The 20,021-nt window shown below is 69.3% G+C and carries 15 protein-coding genes; 7 read left to right on the top strand and 8 right to left on the bottom strand.

The window, feature by feature from the left end:
- Nucleotides 1-11 precede the first annotated feature (11 nt).
- On the bottom strand, nt 12-1,895 hold the full coding sequence (gene ligD, locus VFK57_03440) for a DNA ligase D (protein ID HET7694735.1): 1,884 nt from the start codon (nt 1,893-1,895) through the stop codon (nt 12-14).
- 80 nt (nt 1,896-1,975) lie between these two features.
- On the opposite strand from ligD, the gene VFK57_03435 reads away from it, so the two are divergent.
- Nucleotides 1,976-2,887 (top strand): hypothetical protein, encoded by a 912-nt coding sequence (locus VFK57_03435; GenBank protein ID HET7694734.1) that lies wholly within the window; start codon nt 1,976-1,978, stop codon nt 2,885-2,887.
- Nucleotides 2,888-2,953: 66 nt separating this feature from the next.
- Entirely contained in the window at nt 2,954-5,422 is a 2,469-nt protein-coding gene (locus VFK57_03430; protein HET7694733.1) for an ABC transporter permease, read from the top strand.
- A 72-nt stretch (nt 5,423-5,494) separates the two neighbouring features.
- On the opposite strand, the gene VFK57_03425 is transcribed toward VFK57_03430, so the two are convergent.
- A complete protein-coding gene (locus VFK57_03425; protein HET7694732.1) occupies nt 5,495-6,067 on the bottom strand; it encodes an alpha-ketoglutarate-dependent dioxygenase AlkB in 573 nt (190 codons plus the stop codon).
- Nucleotides 6,068-6,245: 178 nt separating this feature from the next.
- Here VFK57_03425 and VFK57_03420 point away from each other — a divergent pair, with 178 nt between their 5' ends.
- From VFK57_03420 to VFK57_03405, 4 genes are read left to right on the top strand one after another with little or no spacing between them, the layout of a single operon-like run.
- Nucleotides 6,246-7,745 (top strand): TonB-dependent receptor, encoded by a 1,500-nt coding sequence (locus VFK57_03420; GenBank protein HET7694731.1) that lies wholly within the window; start codon nt 6,246-6,248, stop codon nt 7,743-7,745.
- The gene (locus VFK57_03415) at nt 7,727-9,223 is read left to right on the top strand and encodes a hypothetical protein (GenBank protein ID HET7694730.1); all 1,497 of its coding nucleotides are present in this window, start codon (nt 7,727-7,729) and stop codon (nt 9,221-9,223) included. Before VFK57_03420 ends, VFK57_03415 begins: the two co-directional genes overlap by 19 nt.
- Nucleotides 9,224-9,276: 53 nt before the next feature.
- Nucleotides 9,277-9,552, top strand: coding sequence for a hypothetical protein (locus VFK57_03410; GenBank protein HET7694729.1), 276 nt, complete (start codon nt 9,277-9,279; stop codon nt 9,550-9,552).
- A gap of 52 nt (nt 9,553-9,604) precedes the next feature.
- Nucleotides 9,605-9,796 carry a hypothetical protein gene (locus tag VFK57_03405; GenBank protein ID HET7694728.1) on the top strand — a complete coding sequence of 64 codons (192 nt, stop codon included), beginning with the start codon at nt 9,605-9,607 and terminating at the stop codon, nt 9,794-9,796.
- 9 nt (nt 9,797-9,805) lie between these two features.
- Here VFK57_03405 and VFK57_03400 read toward each other — a convergent pair whose 3' ends face one another.
- Both VFK57_03400 and VFK57_03395 read right to left on the bottom strand, forming a co-directional pair.
- Nucleotides 9,806-10,078, bottom strand: coding sequence for a UBP-type zinc finger domain-containing protein (locus tag VFK57_03400; protein HET7694727.1), 273 nt, complete (start codon nt 10,076-10,078; stop codon nt 9,806-9,808).
- Entirely contained in the window at nt 10,075-10,974 is a 900-nt protein-coding gene (locus VFK57_03395) for a DUF5996 family protein (protein ID HET7694726.1), read from the bottom strand. The genes VFK57_03400 and VFK57_03395 overlap by 4 nt, the downstream gene beginning before the upstream one ends.
- Nucleotides 10,975-11,292: 318 nt before the next feature.
- Here VFK57_03395 and VFK57_03390 point away from each other — a divergent pair, with 318 nt between their 5' ends.
- Nucleotides 11,293-13,053, top strand: coding sequence for a S8 family peptidase (locus VFK57_03390; protein ID HET7694725.1), 1,761 nt, complete (start codon nt 11,293-11,295; stop codon nt 13,051-13,053).
- A 43-nt stretch (nt 13,054-13,096) separates the two neighbouring features.
- Here VFK57_03390 and VFK57_03385 read toward each other — a convergent pair whose 3' ends face one another.
- The 4 genes from VFK57_03385 to VFK57_03370 are packed head-to-tail and all read right to left on the bottom strand — an operon-like array spanning nt 13,097 to nt 20,015.
- Nucleotides 13,097-14,758, bottom strand: coding sequence for a CRTAC1 family protein (locus VFK57_03385; protein ID HET7694724.1), 1,662 nt, complete (start codon nt 14,756-14,758; stop codon nt 13,097-13,099).
- Nucleotides 14,758-15,729, bottom strand: coding sequence for a tetratricopeptide repeat protein (locus VFK57_03380; GenBank protein ID HET7694723.1), 972 nt, complete (start codon nt 15,727-15,729; stop codon nt 14,758-14,760). Before VFK57_03380 ends, VFK57_03385 begins: the two co-directional genes overlap by 1 nt.
- Nucleotides 15,726-17,939, bottom strand: a complete 2,214-nt coding sequence (locus tag VFK57_03375; protein ID HET7694722.1) for a tetratricopeptide repeat protein — start codon at nt 17,937-17,939, stop codon at nt 15,726-15,728. The genes VFK57_03380 and VFK57_03375 overlap by 4 nt, the downstream gene beginning before the upstream one ends.
- A 9-nt stretch (nt 17,940-17,948) precedes the next feature.
- Complete coding sequence (locus VFK57_03370) at nt 17,949-20,015, bottom strand: sulfatase-like hydrolase/transferase (protein HET7694721.1); 2,067 nt, start codon at nt 20,013-20,015, stop codon at nt 17,949-17,951.
- Between the last annotated feature and the right edge of the window lie 6 nt (nt 20,016-20,021).

The raw sequence follows: 20,021 nt of genomic DNA, 5'->3' as shown, positions 1-20,021 counted from the left end.
GAAGCCACGGATCACACGGAGGCCACGGCTTTCTTCGAGAAGCGCTGCTTCAGCGTGAAATACTCTGCCCACGGATCCTTCCGCTGCCGCGCGAGCCGCTGCGGCACGCTCACGGCGGTGAACGACGCCGGGTCCAGCGACGGCGTCAGCTCGGTCCACGACACCGGCATCGACACTGGCGCCCCTTCGCGGGCGCGGGTCGAGAACGCGGCAACCGACGTGTTGGTCCGGTTGTTCCGCATGTAATCCACCAGGATCTGCCGCTCCCGTCCCCGCTTCGAGAACGTCGTCGTGAACAGGCCGGGATCGTGGCGCGTCAGCGCTTCGGCGACGGCGCGTGAGAGATCGAGGCACGCCGCCCAGTCGTGCACCGGCGCAAGCGGAACGACGACGTGGAGTCCGCGGCCGCCGGTGGTCTTCACGAAGCTCTCGAGATCCAGCGTCTGCAGCAGCTTTCGCACCGCCCTCGCGGACGAGACGACCGTCTTCCACTCGACCTCCGGCCCCGGGTCCAGATCCAGGACGATGCGATCCGGGTGCTCGATCTTCTGGTGCCGCGTGTTCCACGTGTGGATCTCGAGAATGTCCATCTGCACCAGCGACACGATCGCCTCGGGCGACTCGATGACCAGGTACTCGCCGATCTTCGTCTTCTCGCGGATCTTCACGCGCCTCAGCGCCGGCGGCGACCACACCTTGGAATGCTTCATGTAGAAGCACCCGTGCGCGATCCCCTCGCCGCAGCGGACCAGGGTCAGCGGCCGTCCATCCACGTGCGGCATCATCGCCTCTGCGATGCGGTCGTAGTACTGCGCCACCTCCAGCTTGGTGAGGCGCGGCCGCTCGTACATCACGCGATCGGGATGACTGATCCCGATGCCGCGCACGGATGGCCGCGGCCCTGCGGCGGCCGGCGGACGGCGCGCCCGGCGTCTACCGGGCGTCCGCGCCGGAGCGGGTGCCGCGTCGGCGACTTCGCGGACCACCGCTTCCGGCGGCTTGTCGCGCCGCAAACCCTGGAACGACGGGTGCCGGATCTTCCCGTCGCCGGTCCACTCGGTGAACTCGACCTCGCCGACCAGCGCCGGTTTCACCCAGTGGGCGTTGCGGCCGAGCCAGCCCGGCGGTGGCGGCGTGAATGGCGAGGAGGGAATCTCGAGACGGTTGAGCGTCGTCCGCAGCTCGCGCGCGCTCTTCACCGTGAACCCGGTGCCCACCTTGCCGGCGAACCGCAGACGACCCCCGTCGTACACGCCGACCAGGATCGCGCCGATCCCTTCCCGCGATCCTTCCGGATCGGTGAAACCGCCGATGACGAACTCCTGGCGGCTGACGCACTTGGTCTTCAGCCACCCGACGCGCTTGCCGCTCTGGTACGGGGCGTTTCGCGGCTTCGAGACGATCCCCTCGAGGCGCAGCCGGCAGGCCTCGCGGTGAGCCTCCGGACCGTCCGCGTCGAGATGCTCGGAGAACTTGATGCGCTCGCCGCGAACGATCTTCTTCAACGCCGCCTTGCGGGCTTCCAGCGGCTCCGCGGCGAGCGACCGGCCGTCGAGATAGATCAGATCGAAGACGAAGTAGACCAGCCGCGACCGATCGGCGGCGGCGAGATTCTGCAGCCCCTGGAAGCTGGTGCGCCCGTCGGGCAGGACGACGCAGACCTCGCCGTCGAGGAGGGCGGATTTTACACGGAGCGACTGTGCCGCGCGCACGATCTCCGGGAACGCTTCCGTCCAGTCCTTCCCGTTGCGACTGAGAAGCGTCACCGATCGGCCGTCGATCCGGCACCCGATGCGGTAGCCGTCGTACTTCAGCTCGTGCAGCCACTCCGCACCCGAGGGTGCTTCCTTGACGAGTTGCGCCAGTTGCGGGTCGTATTGTGGAATGCCGGCCATCGCTGTTATCAAGTGTCGAGCCACGGCCGGCCTGAGCCGAACTTGGCCTCAGTGTTGCTGAGATTTGCCTTGGAGGCCCCTTGCCAAGCGTCCGTGGACGGCGTCCGAGACGCCTGTCGCCCGAAGAACGGAAGTCGCTGACACATGGCGACTTCTGGATACCTGAAGAGGAACGCGAAGTCTACCGCCGGGCACTCCAGGCCCTCAACGCTGCGGGCGTGCCGTATGTGGTGGCCGGGGCCTACGCGATCTACGAGCACACCGGCATCTACCGCCAGACCAAGGATCTCGACCTGTTCGTCGAGCCGACGCAGGTGGTGGCGGCGGCGCGGGCGCTGCACGAGGCCGGGTTCGTGATGCGGCTCGAGGAGCTGCACTGGCTGGCGAAAGGGTTCATCGGCGACAAGTTCGTGGACCTTATATATGGCATGGGCAACGGCGTCGCCTTCATCGACGGTCGATGGGTGGAGCACAGCAAGGCCGGCGTGCTGGCGGCGCAGCCGGTGCGGATCGCGCCGGCCGAAGAGCTCATCTGGCACCGCCTGTTCATCAACGAGCGGCACCGGCACGACATGTCGGACGTCGTCCACCTGATTCTCTGCAGCGGCGACGTGCTGGACTGGGAGCGGCTCGTGTCGCGCGTCGGGGACGCCTGGCCGCTGCTGCTCGCGCAGCTTCAGACCTTCAGCTACGTGTATCCGGGGTATCGGAGCAACGTGCCGGCGTGGGTCATGGAACAGTTGATCGAGCGCGCGCGGGCCGACATGGCGCGCAACGAGGAGGACGCGGACATCACGCGCGGTCCCCTCATCTCGCGATTCAGCTTCGCGATCGACGTCCGCGAGTGGGGGTTCGGCGACCCGCGGGGAGAGATGGTGCGGCAGGCCCGCAATCACCCGGACGTCCGCGGCATCGCCGATTCCGACGTCTGGGACGAGCGCAGCGACGAGCGCGAAGGTCCCCGCGAGGCCCCGCTGGCGCCGAGCCTCTGATTCCGCTGCCAACCAATCCGCCGCCCCTCCCGTCTTAGAGCATCAGACAGTGGGGGGATGAGCGGCATGCCTGTGCTGGAACCGATCCTGCGCGACCTGCGCTACGCAGTGCGCATGCTGCGCAAGACCCCGTCGTTCACGCTGATCGCACTGATCACGCTCGCCGTCGGGATCGGCGTCAACACCGCGGTGTTCACCGTCGTGAACACGCTCCTGCTGAAGCCGCTTCCGTATCCCGATCCCGCCCGTCTCGCCAGCGTGTCCATCGTGCTGCGCTCGAGCCGCGGGTCGAACGAGAACACCGCCGTCGACGGCAATACGTTCCTCGCGATCCACGACGCGGCGGCCACGGTGGCATCGGCCGTTTCGGCCGGCAGTTTCGGCGGCGGCGTCAACCTCGTGTCCGCGGAGGCCGCGGCGAACGTGAAGCAGGGACGGGTGAGCGCCGGCTACTTCGCGGTGCTGGGCGTGCGGCCGTTCATGGGACGAGAATTCGCGGCCGAGGAGGATCGCCTCGGCGGTCCGCCGGTCGCGATTCTCAGCCACGCGTTGTGGACGCGCGTGTTCAACGCCAGTCCGTCCATCCTCGGCCAGGCGATCCAGTTGAAAGGGGAGCCGTACACGGTCGTCGGCGTGATGCCGGAAGGATTCACGACCGGATCCCCGGTCGATCTCTGGACGCCGGTGAAGCCGGCGAGAACGGGGGAGGGTGGCGGCAGCAATTACGGCATGATCGTCCGGCTCCGGCCCGGCGTGACCTGGGAGCAGGCGACGGCGGAAGTCGACAGCCTGGGCGCCCCGGCCGCGCTCGAGCAATACCGGACGCGCAAGGAGATTCCGACGGCGCGCGCGAAGCTCGTGCCGCTCCAGGAGAGTGCGACGGAATCGATCCGCCAGCCGCTCGTGATGCTGTGGGCGGCGGTGGGCGTCGTGCTGCTGATCGCGTGCGTCAACATCGCCGGCCTGCTGCTCGCGCGCTCAGCCCTGAGGACGCGCGAGATCGCGACCCGTCTTGCGCTCGGCAGCAGCCGCGGGGTGGTCGTTCGGCAGCTGCTCGTCGAGAGCGCGGTGCTCGCCGTGGCCGGCGGCATACTCGGGCTTGGGGTCGGGCAGCTGGTGCTGACGGCACTCCTTCGCCTCAGCGCGGACGTGTTTCCTGTCGGCTATCCCATCGCGCTCGACGCGCGCGTGCTCGGCGCGACGCTGGTCCTCTCGGTGATCACCAGCGTTCTCTTCGGCCTCGTGCCGGCGCTGCACGCGACGCGCGTCGACGTGCAGGCCTCGCTCGCGGAGGCGGGAAGCCGTGCCGTCGCGGGCCGCAGCAGCCGATGGGCGCGCCGCGTGCTCGTCGGCGGAGAGATCGCGCTCAGCGTCATCCTCCTGGTCGGCGCCGGCCTCCTCGTGCGCTCGTTCATGCAGCTCCGCATGCTGGATCCCGGGTTCGATCCGGCGAACCTCACGACGGCGATGGTGTCGCTCCAGGACACGCGGTACGAAGACGCCGCCAAGGTGAACCGGCTGTTCGCCGACACGCTCGCCGAGATCCGCCGCCAGCCCGGCGTCGAAGCGGCCGGCGTCACGCTCGGCCTGCCGTACACGCGGCTGCTGAACCTGGGGTTCGGACGGATCGAAGGGGCGACGCCCGACGACAAGGGCGGCGGGACCAATGTCAGCTACATCACGCCCGGCTATTTCGAGGCGTTGCGCGTACCCCTTCGCGCCGGCCGCACCTTCACCGAGGCCGATACCGCGGACTCGATGCCCGTGGCGATCGTGAACGACCAGTTCATCCGCCGCTTCTACAAGGGCCAGAACGTCGTCGGCCTGCACATCGCGGTGGCGGGCGCGACGCGGGAAATCATCGGGGTGGTCGGCGGTACGCGTGCGACCTCCTCCGGCCTCGGCGGCGACGGCAGTCCGCTTCCGACGCCGTTCATCGTCTACGTCCCCGCCGCGCAGACGACCGCGGCGACGTTCAAGCTCGTACACACGTGGTTCTCGCCCTCGTGGGTCGTCCGCACCGCCGGAACGGTGGCGGGCGCGCCCGAGATGGTGAGACAAGCCGTGGCCCACGTGGATCCGCTCCTGCCCGTCGCGAAGATCGAGAGCATGAGCGACGTGCAGGGGAACGCGCTGGCGTCGCAGCGCTTCATGATGACGCTCGTCCTGGGCCTCGGCGCCGTGGCGCTGCTGCTCGCGGCGATCGGCATCCACGGATTGATCGCCAGCACGGTGACGGAGCGGACGCGGGAGCTGGGGCTTCGCCTGGCACTCGGCGCGTCGAACGGCCAGGTGCTGAAGGACGTGGTCCTTCCAGGCGTCAGGCTCGCGGTGATCGGCGTGGCCGCCGGCGCCGCCGGCGCGCTGGCCGCCGTTCGCCTCATGCGCTCGTTCATCTGGGGCGTGCAGCCGCACGATCCCGTAACGCTGCTCGCCGTCGTCGGCACGCTGCTGATCGTGGCGCTCGTCGCGAGCGTGATCCCCGCCCTCCGTGTGCTCCGCCTGGATCCGGCGCTGACGCTGAGAGCGGAGTGAGCCGGCGCCCGCCATCCGCCATCCGCTATCCGCCCGCCGCATCCGCTCAACGCGCGTCAGTCGGGACTGGGTTCAGCGTTTCCTGAGCGTGCGGAACGTCACCGAGTAACGCAGCGTCTCCACTTCGGGGATGCTGTGCTGCCACTCGGTGCGGGCGGGGCCGCTCAGCACGTACGCGGAGCCCGGTTCGAGGGTGAGCGTCACCCGTTCGCTGCCGCGCTCGGGTCCGCGCCGGAAGCGGAACCGGCAGGCGGACAGCAGCGAGATCCCGACGACGATGCCGAATCCGGGCGCGTCGCGATGCCAGCCGATAGGGGCGCCGGGCGGGTACTCGGTGATCAGCGCCTCCGACAGCGCGTCAGCCGGGACGGACGCGAAGATGGCCGCACGCGCGCGAACCGGCAGGAGAAAGCCGGGCAGCGGCGGTCCTTCGGACAGACGCGCGCCGTCGAACGCGTACTTCCACCCGTACTGGATCACCCGGCGGCGGGCGATGACGCCGTGCATCCGGACCTCATGGAACTCGAGCGGCCGGATGGCGTCGAGGAGCGACTGGTGCTCCGCGGACGACAGAAACTGCGGCTCGTAGAGAAACCCTTCGGGCAGGACCTGGAGTTCGCCGAACAGCCCCACACTCCGCAGCACGCAACTTCCACTCCAGCGGTGCCCGTTTCCGGCACGGCCGAGACCGGGCACGCCGGTTGCTCAACGCCGGTCAAACTGCTTGCAGACGGAGGGTTGCCGCTGTATACAACGGGCATTCTGCAAGAATCCGTTTTCACGATTCAACATTCCGTAGCGTGATCTTCAAAGGGAGGGGAGCATGCGTGAAGTCATCCGCAGCGCCGCGACGCTGCTGGGGGCCATCTGGCTCACGGCCGCCGCTGCGTCGGCGCAGATTCAGACCGGCAGCATCTCGGTGAAGGCGGTCGACGACCAGGGCGCGGTGATGCCCGGTGCGACGGTGACGATCACCAGCGCGGTCCTGCCGCGGGCGCTCGAAGGCACGACCGACGCCTCGGGCGTGTTTCTTTTCCCTGGCCTGACGCCCGGGACCTACACCATCAAGGTCGCGCTTCAGGGATTCCAGACGCTCGTCCGCGAGGACGTCGTCGTCCGCCAGGGGCAGACGGCGAACATCGATGCCCCGCTGAAGGTAGGGGCGCTGACCGAAGTGGTTACGGTCAAGGGGGAATCGCCCGTCGTCGACACGAAGAGCGTCGGAGCCCGCACCAACATCGACAGCGTGCTGCTCGAGAGCACGCCTGGCGGGAAGGACATCTGGAACATCCTCGAATACAAGGCCCCCGGGGTGGTCGTCGAGTCGCCGGACGTCGGCGGGAATCAGGGCGGTCTGCAGCGCTCGATGTCGGCGCGCGGCACGCCGAATGCGCAGAACACCCAGTTGCTCAACGGCGTCAACGTCAACGACCCGGCGGCGCAGGGGTTCTCGATGAACTACTACATCCCCAGCGCCTTCGAGAACATCCAGGTCTCGACCGGAGCCCAGGACATCTCGGTAGGCACCGGGGGCGTGTTCATCAACATGGTGACCAAGAGCGGGACCAACCGGTTCACCGGACAGGGGCTCCAGACCTACCAGGGCAAGCGGACGCAGTCGAAGAACATCGATCGCGACCTGCTGCTCGCGGGCTTCCGCCCCGACGCGAACTCGACGGAGCTGATTTCGAACTCCAACTTCCAGGCGGGCGGGCCGCTGCTGCAGAACCGGTTGTTCTACTTCGGCTCGGTGAACTATCAGGCCACGCACGTCAAGGTGCCGGGGTTCCCGGCGGTCGCGCCGTCGTACATCGCCACGCCGCTGCGCACGAGCAGCGATCAGGACACGACCGACATTCTCGCAGGGGAAGGAAAACTGACCTACCAGCTCGGCTCGGCGAACCGCTTCGAGGGCTACCTGTCGAAGCAGCGCTACGACAAGCCGAACCGCGGCGCCGGCACGACCGTGACGCAGGAGTCGAACTCGAAGGAGCTGGACACCTTCGTGGTTACGCAGCTCACGTACAACCGCGTGCTGACCGATCGGATGTTCCTCGATGCGAAGGTCAGCTACAACAACACCAACTTCCCGCTGTACCAGAAGACGGACCTGCAGCCGCTGACCGACTCGGCCAACAACAACACGCTGTACCGGAATCGTCAGAGCACGCAGATCATGTTCCGGCGCCGCGTGCAGACGGTGGCGAACTGGCAGTACTACGTGCCGCAGTTCGCCGGCGGCCGGCATGAGTTCAAGGGGGCTTCGACAACGGTTACACCCCGGAAGATGTCGATGTCACGCGCGTGGACGACGTCAACCTGACGTTCCGCAGCACGCCGACGCCGACCGCCGCGACGGTGACGATCTTCAATTCGCCGCTCCATCAGGAGCGCGCGGTGATGAGCACCGCGCTCTACGGTCAGGACTCGTACACCATCGGCCGCCTCAACGTGATCGGCGGGATCCGGTGGGAGCGCATCGAAGGCTACCTGCCGGCGCAGTCGACGCCGGAGAGCCGCTACTTCCCGGGCGGCCTCGTGTTCCGCGGCGTGACGATCGGCGGCGTCGTGCAGGACTACGTCGTCCGCAAGCAGTTCGATCCGGTCCGCAACAACCCGCTGTGGTACGACTGGGCGCCGCGGGCGGCCATCACCTACGACCTGTTCGGCAATGGCAAGACGGCGGCGAAGTTCTCGTGGGGCAAGTATCTCGATCAGATCAACACCGGCACGCCGCCGAACCCCAACGCCAACATCAACCAGCAGTACGTGTGGAACGACGCGAACGGCGACCTGGTGTTCCAGCCGGGGAACGCGGTGTGGGACGGGCTCAAATACGTCGGCGGCGAATTCGGGGCGCTGAACAACACCAACAATCTCGCGGTGGCGACCTTCGACCGCAACCTGCGCCGGCCGTACCGCAACGAGGTCACGGTGGGGGTCGACCACGAGCTGTTCCCCAACACGGGGCTCAGCATCGCCTACCTGTATACGCGCGAGCGCGACGTGCAGGGGACGCTCGACCTGAACATGGACTTGTGGGACACCATCTACTCGGCGACGCCGCTGCGCGATCCCGGCCGGGACGGCGTGGCGGGCACGGCTGACGACCGCGACATCACGGCCTACAGCCTGAACCAGGGGGCGGTCACGTCGACGCGCACGGTGAACGACGACCGGCTGGCGACGAAGTACCACGGGCTCGATCTGGTCGTGACGCGGCGCTCGGCCCGCTGGAACATGCTGGCCGGCTATACCTACTCGCGGACGCTGCAGGAGCTGGTCAGCCTGAACAATCCGAACAACGTGCGGGTGAACGCCAACGGCGAGGCCGGGGGGCGGCGGCACAACCTCAAGGCGACCGGATCGTACGAGCTGCCGTGGAAGGTGCTCGTCGCCGGCAACTTCCGCCTGCAGTCCGGCCTGCCGATCACGCGGACGTGGGCGGTGCCGCAGTGCTCGACCAGCGTGCTGACGAACTGCGTGCGCCAGGCGAATCTCACCATCAACGCCGAGCCGCGCGGCACGGTGCAGCTGTCGACCCTGCCGACGCTGGATCTCCGGGCCGGCCGCTTCTTCGATCTCGGCAACGACCGCATCGAACTGAGCATGGACGTCTACAACGTCACCAACGCGAACACCATCTTCGGCGTGCGGCAGGGCACCGGCCTCACCAACATCCGCGTGAACGGCGACCCCGCGGCGCCGATCACGCAGATCTCCACGTTCCTGTCGCCGACGCAGTTCCTGGCGCCGCGCGTCTTCCGCTTCAACGTGACCTACAACTTCAATCGCCGCTAGGCGGCCGCCGGGCCGGGGCGCGCGGCGCTCCGGCCCGTTACAATAGAAGGAGCATGACCATCCGCCAGCAGATTGCCGAGATGCTCAAACAGCCCCGGACGATGTCGTCGGTGGCGCACGAACTGAAGCTCACACGGCAGGAAGTCGAAGAGCATTTGAAGCACGTGCTGAAGACCGCGAAAGCGGAAGACAAGGACATCCGCGTCGAGCCCGCCCGCTGCCGCAGCTGCGGCTACACCTTCGGCAAGGACAAGGTCACCCTGCCGTCGAAGTGCCCCGAGTGCAAGGGGACGCGGCTCTACGAACCGCTGGTGCAGATCAAGCCGTAGACTGCGGCTGTCGCGAGCCGCGGATGGCGGCTGGCGGACGGCGGACAGCAGAGTGACCGACACCCCGACACCCGATCGCTGGGAGCAGTTGAACCGGTGCCCCGTCTGCGGCGCCGACATGCAGCGCGCCGCGCAGGTCGGCGAGCAGCTGGGGCTCTACTATCGCTGCCCGGAGCACGGGCGATTCCGCTATTCGTGGGATGCCGACAGACTCGAACCCGTTCCCGAGGGATCCTCGGACTGACGCCGACGGTCAGTACTCCGCAAAGGCATCGTCGGGAAAGCAGTACAGCCAGCGCTCGCCGGGCTCGGCGGATGCCATCACCGGGTGCGACTCGGCCCGGGCGTGCTTGCCGGCGTGGCGATTCGGAGACGAGTCGCAGCAGAGGGTCACGCCGCAGGTCTGACACGTGCGCAGGTGCACCCAGCGCGCGCCCATCTTGACGCAGGCTTCGCACTCGTAGGCCTTCGCGGGCTTCACGGCCTCGAGCTGCTCGATGTGCCCGCATCCGCCTCTCGTCTTCATACCGGAGTCCTTTCCAGAGCGGCGCGGTTCCAGCCCGCCAGCCGGGCGGCCGCGTCGTAGGTGGTGCGCAGGAACGCGCGGAGGTCCGCCTCGGGGTCGGCGGCCCGGCGCACCGCCTCGTAGGGGAGGATGAACTCCGACAGCTCGGTGTGGTAGTACGCGGCGGCCGGTTCGACCGGCGCCGTCTTGAGTCCCTCGGGCTCGGGCGCGGCGTAGGCGTAGAACGCGGGCTCGTTCACCGGGCCGCCGCCGGGCCACCACCCGTGGCTGATGACTTCATGCGAGTAGGCCTCGCGGGTGATCGCATCCGCCCCGGGACGCTCCGGCGCGGGCCGTCCCGAGAACCGGGTCACCGCGAGATCGAAGCTGCCCCAGAAGAAGTGAACCGGGCTGCACTTACCGATGAACTCGGCGCGGAACGCCTGGAAGACGGGCGTCATCGCGAGGATCGCGTCCCAGAACCGCCGGGCCGCGCCGGCGTCGTACGATCGGTGCGTGGTGTCCTGTTCGAAGCGGATCGGATCGGGCACTTCCACCGGCATCGTCCAGATGCGCACCTCGATCCCCAGCCGCTGCAGCGACGACATCAGCGTGCGATAGAAGTCGGCGACGGTCTGCGGCCGGAGCGGGACGGCCTCGCGCACGCCGTCCGAGAGCTGGATGACCAGCTCGTGCGCGACGAAATCGAACGTCATGGTGAAGGTGCGAGCGCCGGCCGGCAGCGGCGGCGTGGCGAGCCCGCGCGGCGTGATCTGCAGCGCGATGTTCCAGAAATGGTTGACGCGCGGCGTCAGCGCGAGGCAGATCTTGCCGGCGACCTGCGTCCACATCTGCAGCGTGTCGCGGGTGTCGCGCCAGCCGTCGAGCGGCAGGGGGGGCCAGGGAGAGCGGGTCATGGTGTGCGGTCCAGGTACATCGTGTCTCGATCCGGGCCAGTTACGCGGGATTGCGCAGTTCCGGCCTGTTTTTCACCAATCTGGGCACTTTGTGCCCATAGTTGTGTCCTGTAACGGTGCAAATCGACAGCACCGTAATCCCTGGACGAAGCGCGAAAATCGCCACCTAAGTCACAGCATGACCAGCGGTTAGGTGTCTGGGACGGGCGTCCATTTTATGGCCGAGCTTTTGCGTCATCAATGGGCACCCGCATGCTCCCCAGAATCGCTTCCGCCTGCGCCGGCGCCCTGCTGGCTCTCTGCCTTTCTGCGACTTCCGTGTTCGCGGCGCCCGGCCACGTCCGCGTCGATCGCGCGGTGCGCGCCGCAGTGGCGGCGGGCGCGCCGTTCCAGAGAGTCATTATCACCGTCAATGCCGGCTGCCGCACCTCCGTTCGTTCCGCGCTCGAGAGGCACGGCGACGTCGTCGACGCCGAGTTCCCGCTGATCGGGGCGATCGGCGCCGAGATTCACAGCCGTGACGTCGAGACGCTTGCCGCGAACGGCTGCGTCCGGGTCATCTCCGCCGACGCCGACGTGCGGGCGAGCGCCCTCCCCAGCGGGCGTGCGTATCCCCCGTCGCCGGAGCCCTGTCCGTCACAGACGCTGATCAGCACGCTGCGCGACACGCTCGGCCTGCCGCACCTCGCGCAGTCGGCGCCGTCGGTGCCGACCGGCCGCGGCGTCGGCGTGGCGATCGTCGACTCCGGGATCTCGCCGAGCGACGACTTCGCCGGCCGCATCAGTGTGTTCTACGACTTCACGCGGGGGACCGGCCGCAAGACCTCGCATCCCTATGACGACTTCGGCCACGGCACGCACATCGCCGGGCTGATCGGCAGCTCCGGCGAGCTGTCCCAGGGGGAGTTCCAGGGCGTTGCCCCGGGCGCGCGCCTCGCGGTGTTCAAGGTGCTCGACAAGACCGGCGCGGGACGCACCAGCGACGTGATTCGCGCCATCGAGTTCATCGTCGCCAACCGCGCGGCGCTGGACGTGCACGTGATCAACCTGTCTCTGGGCCACCCGATCTTCGCGCCGGCTGCCGAGGATCCGCTGGTTCGCGCCGTCGAGCAGGCCACCGCGGCCGGGCTGGTCGTCGTCGCGTCGGCAGGGAACTTCGGACAGAAGGAATCGGACGGAACCGTCGGCTACGCCGGCATCACGTCACCGGGCAACGCGCCGTCGGCGATCACCGTCGGCGCGGTGATGACCAAGGACACGATTTCGCGGCTGGACGACGAGGTCGCTCCCTACAGCTCGCGCGGCCCGACGTGGTACGACGCGCGGGTGAAGCCGGACCTGGTCGCGCCGGGGCATCGCCTCGCGTCCGACACCAACCTGTCGTCGTACCTCTATGACGCGCTGCAACAGAACCGCGGTCGGACGCTGACGGGTGAACCGCTGCTGCTCCTGAGCGGCTCGAGCATGGCGGCCGCGGTGACGAGCGGCGTCGTGGCGCTCGCGCTGCAGGCGCACGAGGAATCGCGCGCCGGTCGATGGGGGGCCGCGCCGGCGCTGACGCCGAATCTGGTGAAAGGGATTCTGCAGTACAGCGCCATCACGATCGACGGCGCGGACTATCTGACGCAGGGGGCCGGCCAGGTCAACGCCGACGGCGCCGTGGCGCTGGCGCGCGCGATCGACACCTCGCGTCCGATCGGCGCGGCGTGGCTCGGCGCGATCGTGCCGCTGTCCGGGATCGGCGGCGCGTCGTACTCGTGGGCCGGCCACGTGATCTACGGCGACACGGTGCTCGCCGGCGACGTGCTGGCGGCCAACAACATCGTGTGGAGCACGAACATCGTGTGGGGGAGCGCGCTCCGCGAAGGGGACAACATCGTGTGGGGGACCGCGCTGCGCGAGGCCGACAACATCGTCTGGGGCACCAACATCGTGTGGGGCGCCAACATCGTGTGGAGCACCCGGGTGATCGGTCAGCGCATCGACGCGTCCGCGCCGACGAACATCGTCTGGGGCGCCGACATCGTGTGGGGAACGCTGGAGCTCGATAATATCGTGTGGGGAACGGTGGTGCGCTGAGAGGGGATCAACGCCCAACGCCCAACGCCCAACTCCCAAAGCGCTACTGCTTTCGGATCTCCACCACCTGATTGGCCTTGATCTGATCCCGCCTGGTGGACGTGCCGTCGGGCCATGTGACTTCGATGCTGTCGGCCGCTGCCGCCGTGCCGAGGCCGAAGTGCTGCCGCATGTCGTGCTGCGACAGGTAGCTGGTCCCGCTCTGCACCGCCGATTTCTGCACCGCCGCGCCTGATTTGACCGTGACGATCGCCCCGATCGCGTCGGTGTTCGGTGCGGCGCCCCGCAGCTTCACGATCAGCCAGTTCCCGCGTCCGGCCAGCTCGTTGCGCAGCAGCTGCGGCGAGCCGTCGAGATCGTTGATGACGATGTCGAGGCCGCCGTCGTTGTCGATGTCGCCGACGGCGAGGCCGCGGCTGACGCGTTCCTCGGTGAAGACCGTCCCCGACTTCCCGCCGACTTCCTCGAACGTTCCGTTGCCGAGATTGCGGTAGAGGAGCTTGCGCTGGCGATAGCCGGCCGACGCGCCGAGCCGGGCGCGATCGAGCTGCGGATACACGTGGCCGTTCACCGCGATCAAATCCAGCCAGCCGTCGTTGTCGTAGTCGAAGAAGGCGTTGCCCCAGCCGACGTACGGCAGGCTCACGGCCGCCGTGCGCGTCCTGAACGACATGTCGGAGAAGTGGTCGCCGTTGTTGCGGTAGAGCGCGTTGTATTCCTCGGCGAAGTTCGTGACGTAGAGGCTGAACCGTCCGGAGCGATCGTAGTCGCCGAGCGCGACCCCCATGCTGCCCTGCTCGGCGCCGTCCTCGCTGACGGCGACGCCCATCGGAAACGCCGAGTCCTTGAACGTGCCGTTCTTCTGGTTGATGTAGAGGAAGTTGGCGTTCGAATCGTTGGCGACGTAGAGATCCGGCCAGCCGTCGCCGTTGGCGTCGAACCAGGCGACGCCGAGGCCGAAGTAGCCCTTGGGATCGGCCACGCCCGCCGCCGCGGAGACGTCCGAGAAGCGCATGTCGCCGTCGTTGTGGAAGAGAACGTCGGATTCCCCCTCGAGGCCCCGCGGGCCGCACTGCACCGGGATGCCGCGGTACTCGCAGGTCTTGTCCCTGCCGAACTCCGGGAGCCGCTTGAGATCGATCTTCACGTAGCGGCTCACGAACAGGTCGAGCCGGCCGTCGCGATCGTAGTCGGCGAACCCGCACCCCGCGGACCAGCCGCCGCCGCGGAGTCCGGCGCGGGCCGTGGCATCGGCGAAGGTCCCGTTCCGGTTGTTGCGATAGAGACGGTTGCCGCCGAGTCCGGTGACGTAGAGATCCTGCCAGCCGTCCCCGTCGACGTCCGCGGTGCAGACACCCATCGCCCAGCCGGGATGGCCGACGCCGGCGCGGTCGGTCACATCCTCGAATTTCCAGTTGCCCAGGTTGCGGTAGAGCGCGCTCCGCGCCGCCGTCGGCTTGTCGGCAGTCTCGACGGTGAGCGAGTCGACGAAGTAGAGGTCGACCCGCCCGTCATTGTCGTAGTCGAAGAGCGCGACGCCGCCGCTCATCGATTCGACGATGTATTTCTTTTCGGGAGCGGCGTGATGCTGAAAGGTGATGCCGGCCTCGCGCGTCACGTCGCGGTAGAGCACCGCCGGCCGCGTCGTCTGTGCGCCGAGCGTGACGGCGCCGGCGAGCACCGCCAGAGCGATCGAATGGTTCATCATCGTCGGGATTGGGGCGCGCCCCCGGGCTTCGCGGCGGGAAAGGTGGCGGCGCGCATCGCCTTCACGTTTTCGTCGATCTGCGCGAGCTTGCGCCGGTACGACTCGAGACTCCGTTCCGCGGCGGCCTGATCTCCGAGCCGCGCGTGCACCAGACTCAACTGATAGTCGGCTTTCGCGGACCGCGGATCCGCCGCGGCGGCCCGGCCGAACGCGTCGCGCGCCTCCGCGTACTTGCCTTCCTCGAAGCGGACCAGGCCGAGGACGAGGTGCGCCGTGGCTTCGTCGGGCGACGCGGCCAGCGCGCGGCGCGCATCGCGCTCCGCCGCCGCGAACTCGCCGAGCGACGCTTCCGATTCGGCCAGCGCCGCGATGGCCGGCGGTGAATCCGGATCGAGCTCGAGGCTGCGCGTCAGCGCGGCCTTGGCGTCGGCGAACTGCTTGCGGCTGTTGTAGGCGAGACCGAGCGCGGTCAGCGTGAGCGCGCGCCCCGGCTCGAGGCGGTCGGCCGCCTGCAGCGCCTCGGTGGCGCGCACCATGTCGCCCGCGGTCATCAGCGCAACGCCGAGCAGATAGTGGTACTGCGCCACGTCCGGGCACATGCGCGTGAGGGCGTCCAGCGCGCCGGCGGCGGGCACCGGCATGCGTGCGGCGAGGGCGACCTGTCCGAGGGCGCTGAGTACTTCCTCAGAATTGGGCGCCAGGGTGCGCGCCGTGAGCAGCGAGGAGAGCGCGCCCTGAACGTCTCCTTCGGTCGATTGCAGCCGCGCAAGCTGGAGGAGGGCTCCGGCGGACTGAAAGCGTTCCGCCGCTTCCTGGTACAGGCGTCCGGCGACGTCGCGGCGGCCCGCCTCCATGGCGGCGGCCGCCTTCTCCAGGAGGACGGCGCGGTCGTCGCCCGGCGCGGGGGACGGCGGCTGCCGATCGGCGGCCGCCAGCGTGAGCGCCGCCGCGAGAAGCACGTCGATCATGCGCCCCCTTTCCGGCCCTGGTCCTTCAGCTTCTGGAATTCCTCGAACTGCCGGCGCGCGAGATCCGGCTGCCCGAGTTTCTGATAGGTGAGCCCGAGCTGGTAGTGGATGTTCGCATCCTGCGGCGCGAGGCGCACGGCGATCTCCAGGTGTGACAGCGCCGTCCCGGCGTCGCCGCGGGCCAGCAGGATCTTGCCGAGCAGATACCGCGCGTTCGCATGATCGGGATGGGCGCGCAGCACCAGCCGCAATTCGCCGATCGCCGCGTCCGGCTGCCCGTCGAGGTCCAGCACCGTGGCCAGCGTGTAGCGCGACGCCAGGTCGCCGGCGTGCTGCGCCAGCTCGGCGCGGAGCGCCTGCGCGGCATCGGCGAGCTTTCCCTGCTTGAGATAGATCAGACCGAGGCTGGCGTTCGCCTCGGCAACGTCGGGCTTCAATGCCAGCGCGTGGCGCAGCGTCTTGATCGCCTCGTCGAAGTCCCCCTGCTGCGCGTGCGCCTGGCCGAGCACGACGTTCAGCTCCGGCGAGTCGCCGTGCGCCGCCAGCAGGCGTGAGAAGACGCGCTCGGCCTCGGCGCCGCGATCGCTGCGCACGAGCGCGGTGCCGTAGGTGTACTCGAGCGACGGATCGGACGCGCGCTGCGGATCGTCGGCCAGCAGCTCGGCGGCGCGCGCGAACTGGCCGGCGTTGAACGAGGCCAGGGCCAGCATCCGCCGCAGCTCGCGATCCTGCGGCTCGGCCGCGCTCGCCCGCTCCAGCGCCGCGATCGCCTTGGCGTGCTCGCCGGCGTTGAAGTAGGCGACGCCGAGCGAGAACTGCACGCGCGGCAGCGACGGATCCAGCGCGGCCGCCTGCTCGAACGACGCCGCCGCGCGGGTGAAGCGGCGCGCCTGCGCCTGCAGCACGCCGAGGTTCAGCGACGTCCGCGCCAGCGCGGTGACCGCCCGCCGCGCCAGTTCGGCACGCTGCTCCGGCGTGGTGCCTTCGAGGACGGCGGACTCGAGCGGCACCGCGCCGGTATTCGTGCCGGGCGCTTCGCCGCTGTCGGCGAGATAGCGCGCGAGGCGCTCGCGATCGGTCTTCGCCCGTTCGGCCGACGCCGCCGCGGCCTTCTCGAATGCTGCCGCCGCTTCGGCGCCGCGCCCCGCTTCCCGCAGCGCCGTCGCCAGCACGTAGTGCAGCTGGCCCAGCTTCGCCGGGTCGGCGGAGCGTTCCGACGCCATCGTCACCGCCCGCTGGAGCGTGGCCGCGGCGTCGGTGGCGCGCCCTGCGCCGAGCTGCGCGCGTCCCAGATACTCGATCGCCTCCGGCGAGGGATGCGGCGACCGCGCCAGCGTCTCCAGCGTCGGCAGCGCGTCCCGCTCGCGCCGTGCGACCACCAGCGCCATCCCGAGGCGCAGCGTGTTCAGCGGATCGTCGGGCGCGATCTTCTGTTCCTGCTCGAACTCGGCGATCGCGTCGTCGATGCGGACGACGCCCTCGGAGAGGAGCGCCACCATGCCGAGATAGTAGTGGGCCCGGCGGACCTTCGGGTCGATCGCGAGCGCGCGCCTCAGCGACGCCGTGGCGCGATCGTAGGCGCCCGCGTCGCGGTAGGCGCGGCCGATCAGCACGTGCGTCTGCGGCATCGGACGGGCCTTCGCCAGGCGCGCGAACAGCCGCTCGGCCTCGTCGAACTTCTTCAACCGCGCGTAGCCGGAGGCCAGCGTGAAGACCGTCTCGAGGTCCTCCGGCGCCAGCGCGTGCGCCTCTTCGAGCTCCTGCACGGCCGCCGCCGGGTTGCCGCTGACGATGTATGCCTGCGCGAGCAGGTGGCGGACGCGCATGTTCTTCGGATCCATGCCCGAGAGGCGGGAGAGCGTGGGCAGCGCTGCCGCGGCGTCCCCCATCTGCGTCTGGACGGCGGCAAGGGCTTCCTCGGCGATCCGCGCGTTCGCGATCGCGGAGGCGGCGCGCGTGAACGCCGTCCGCGCCTCGGGCAGACGTCCCTCGGTCGCGGCGATCGCGCCCAGCAGCATCCAGCCTTCGAAGAGTGCGGATCGGAGGTGGCTCTCGGCGATCTGCCGCTCGCCGATCTGCAGCGCGCGCTCCGCCGCCGACACCGCGGCGGTCAGCCCGGCGGTGGGATCCGGCTTCTGCGCGCGCGGGGATGCGGCCGCGCAGACCAGCGCGGCGGCGATCGCCGCGAACAGGCGGCGGGGGATGACCACGGGACGATTCTAGCGGACTTGTCCGGCGAGCCAGGCGCGCGCCGCGGCGATCTCGCGCGCATACGGACCTGGTGGTGCGTTGCCGGCAAAGAACGAGAGACAGGTGCGAGCGGGGCCGGTCTTCTGCGCGCGGGCGAGACCGATGCCGAGCAGAAAGATGCGGCCGTATTCCCCTGCATCCAGCCGGGCCGCTTCGCGCCAGGCGGCGATGGCCTCGGCGTCCCGCCCGTCTTCGACGTGGATCGCCGCGAGGGAGCTGTACGCACGGGCAAGCCCCGGATTGCGCTGTACGGCCAGCTCGAACGTGCGTCGGGCGGCGTCGCGGCGGTTGGCGGCGAGCTGGACCGTTCCCAGTTCGACGAGCAGGCGCGAGTTCGACGGGTGCCCGGCCCGTGCGCGCTCGATCGTCGCCTGCGCCTCGTCACCGCGCCCCGCCTGCGCCTGTGCCAGGCCCAGAGTGACGAGAACCTGCAGATCCGCCTGCGGCCGCGCCGCGGCGGGGGAGAGCAGCGCGATCGCCTCGGCGGCGCGTCCGCGCTCGGTGAGGTAGGCGCCCAGCAACGACAGGGTCTGCGCATCCTCCGGCGCGAGCGCCAGCGCCCGCCGCATCGATGCGATGGCGCCCTCGAGATCCCGGCCGTCGCGCTGAATCTGCGCGAGCGTCATCCATCCCACGCGCATGTCGGGGCGCTCGGCGACGACGCCGCGCGCGACTGCGAGGGCGTGCGCGCGCTGGCCGCCGGTGTGCAGGCGAACCGCTTCCTGGAGGCGCGCGTCGAGTCCCATCAGCCGCTTCGGATCGTCTGCCTCGCTGTACCGCTCGCGCAGTGCCGCCGCTCCGGTCGTATACCCGAGGCTCCGCAGCCGCGCTGCCGCGTCCGCGTGCTCGGCGACGCGCGAGGCTGCGCCGTGCTTCTCGTCGAACCGCGCGAGGGCGGTCCGGAGATCGCGCACCTCCCCCTGACGCGTCGACGCGAGGTTGCGCTGTTCCGCCGGGTCGGCCGTGATGTCGTACAGCTCGGCAACCGGCAGATCGATGTACTTCGACGCACCTCGCATGACGCCGCGGAGCGGCGCCCATCCCCGGTTCAAGGCGGGAGACAGCGATTCGAAGTAGCTGATGTCATCGGACGATCCGCCGTCCGCGAGCAGGCTCCGCCCGCGAAGCGCCGGATCCGCCGGCGCGCCCACCGCGTGGAGAATCGTGGGGGCGATGTCGACGTGACGCGCCGGCGTCGAGACAACGCGGCCGCCGGAGATTCCTGGAGCGAGCACGATGAGCGGCACCCGGAGGGTGGCTTCGTACGCGAAGACGCCGTGGGTCTGTTCGCCGTGCTCCCCCAACGCCTCGCCATGATCCGCGGTCAGCACGACGACCGTCCGGCCCGTTCCAGCGCCGGAGAGCACCGGCGCGAGCAGCGGCTCGAGCGCGGCGTCGGCCGCCGCCACGTCGGCGGCGTAGTCGTTCCGCGCGTACGGCGCGTGCGGCTCGAAGAGGTGCACCCAGGTGAACGTCGGCTCCCCGGCATGGGCGTCGAGCCATCGCCTCGCCAGCGCGACCGTTACGACACCCGGCCGTTCCTGTTCGAGGAGCGGCGTCCGCGGAACGGCGTCGACGAAGCTGTCTTCGTAGACATCGAATCCCCGGACGAGTCCGAACCGGGAGGCGAGCGGAAACGCACTGATGAAGGCGGCGGTCGCATACCCGCGCTCTTTCAAGCGGGTAGCGAGCGTCGGCACGGCCTCCGGGAAGCGGAATCCGGCGTTGTCGCGCACGCCGTGATCGATGGGGTAGAGGCCCGACAGTATGTTGGCGTGCGACGGCAGGGTTACGACGTTGTGGGCGTGGGCGCGATCGAAGCGCACGCCCGCGGCCGCGATCCGATCCATCCAGGGCGTTCCGGCGCGCGGGTGTCCGTAGGCGCCGATCGCATCGGCACGGAGCGTGTCGATCGTGACGAGCAGCACGTTCGGGCGGTTGACCGCGGACGAGCCGCTCGACGGCGGCGTCGATCGGGCGCAACTCGCGGCGCCGGCGGCGACTGAAACGATGAGCAGGAAAGTCGGTGCCCGCATTTGGTC

It is taken from the genome of Vicinamibacterales bacterium, from assembly GCA_035699745.1.
GTDB lineage: Bacteria > Acidobacteriota > Vicinamibacteria > Vicinamibacterales > 2-12-FULL-66-21 > JAICSD01.
Note: the sequence above shows the minus strand (reverse complement) of the source record. Positions and strands in the feature narration are given on the sequence as shown.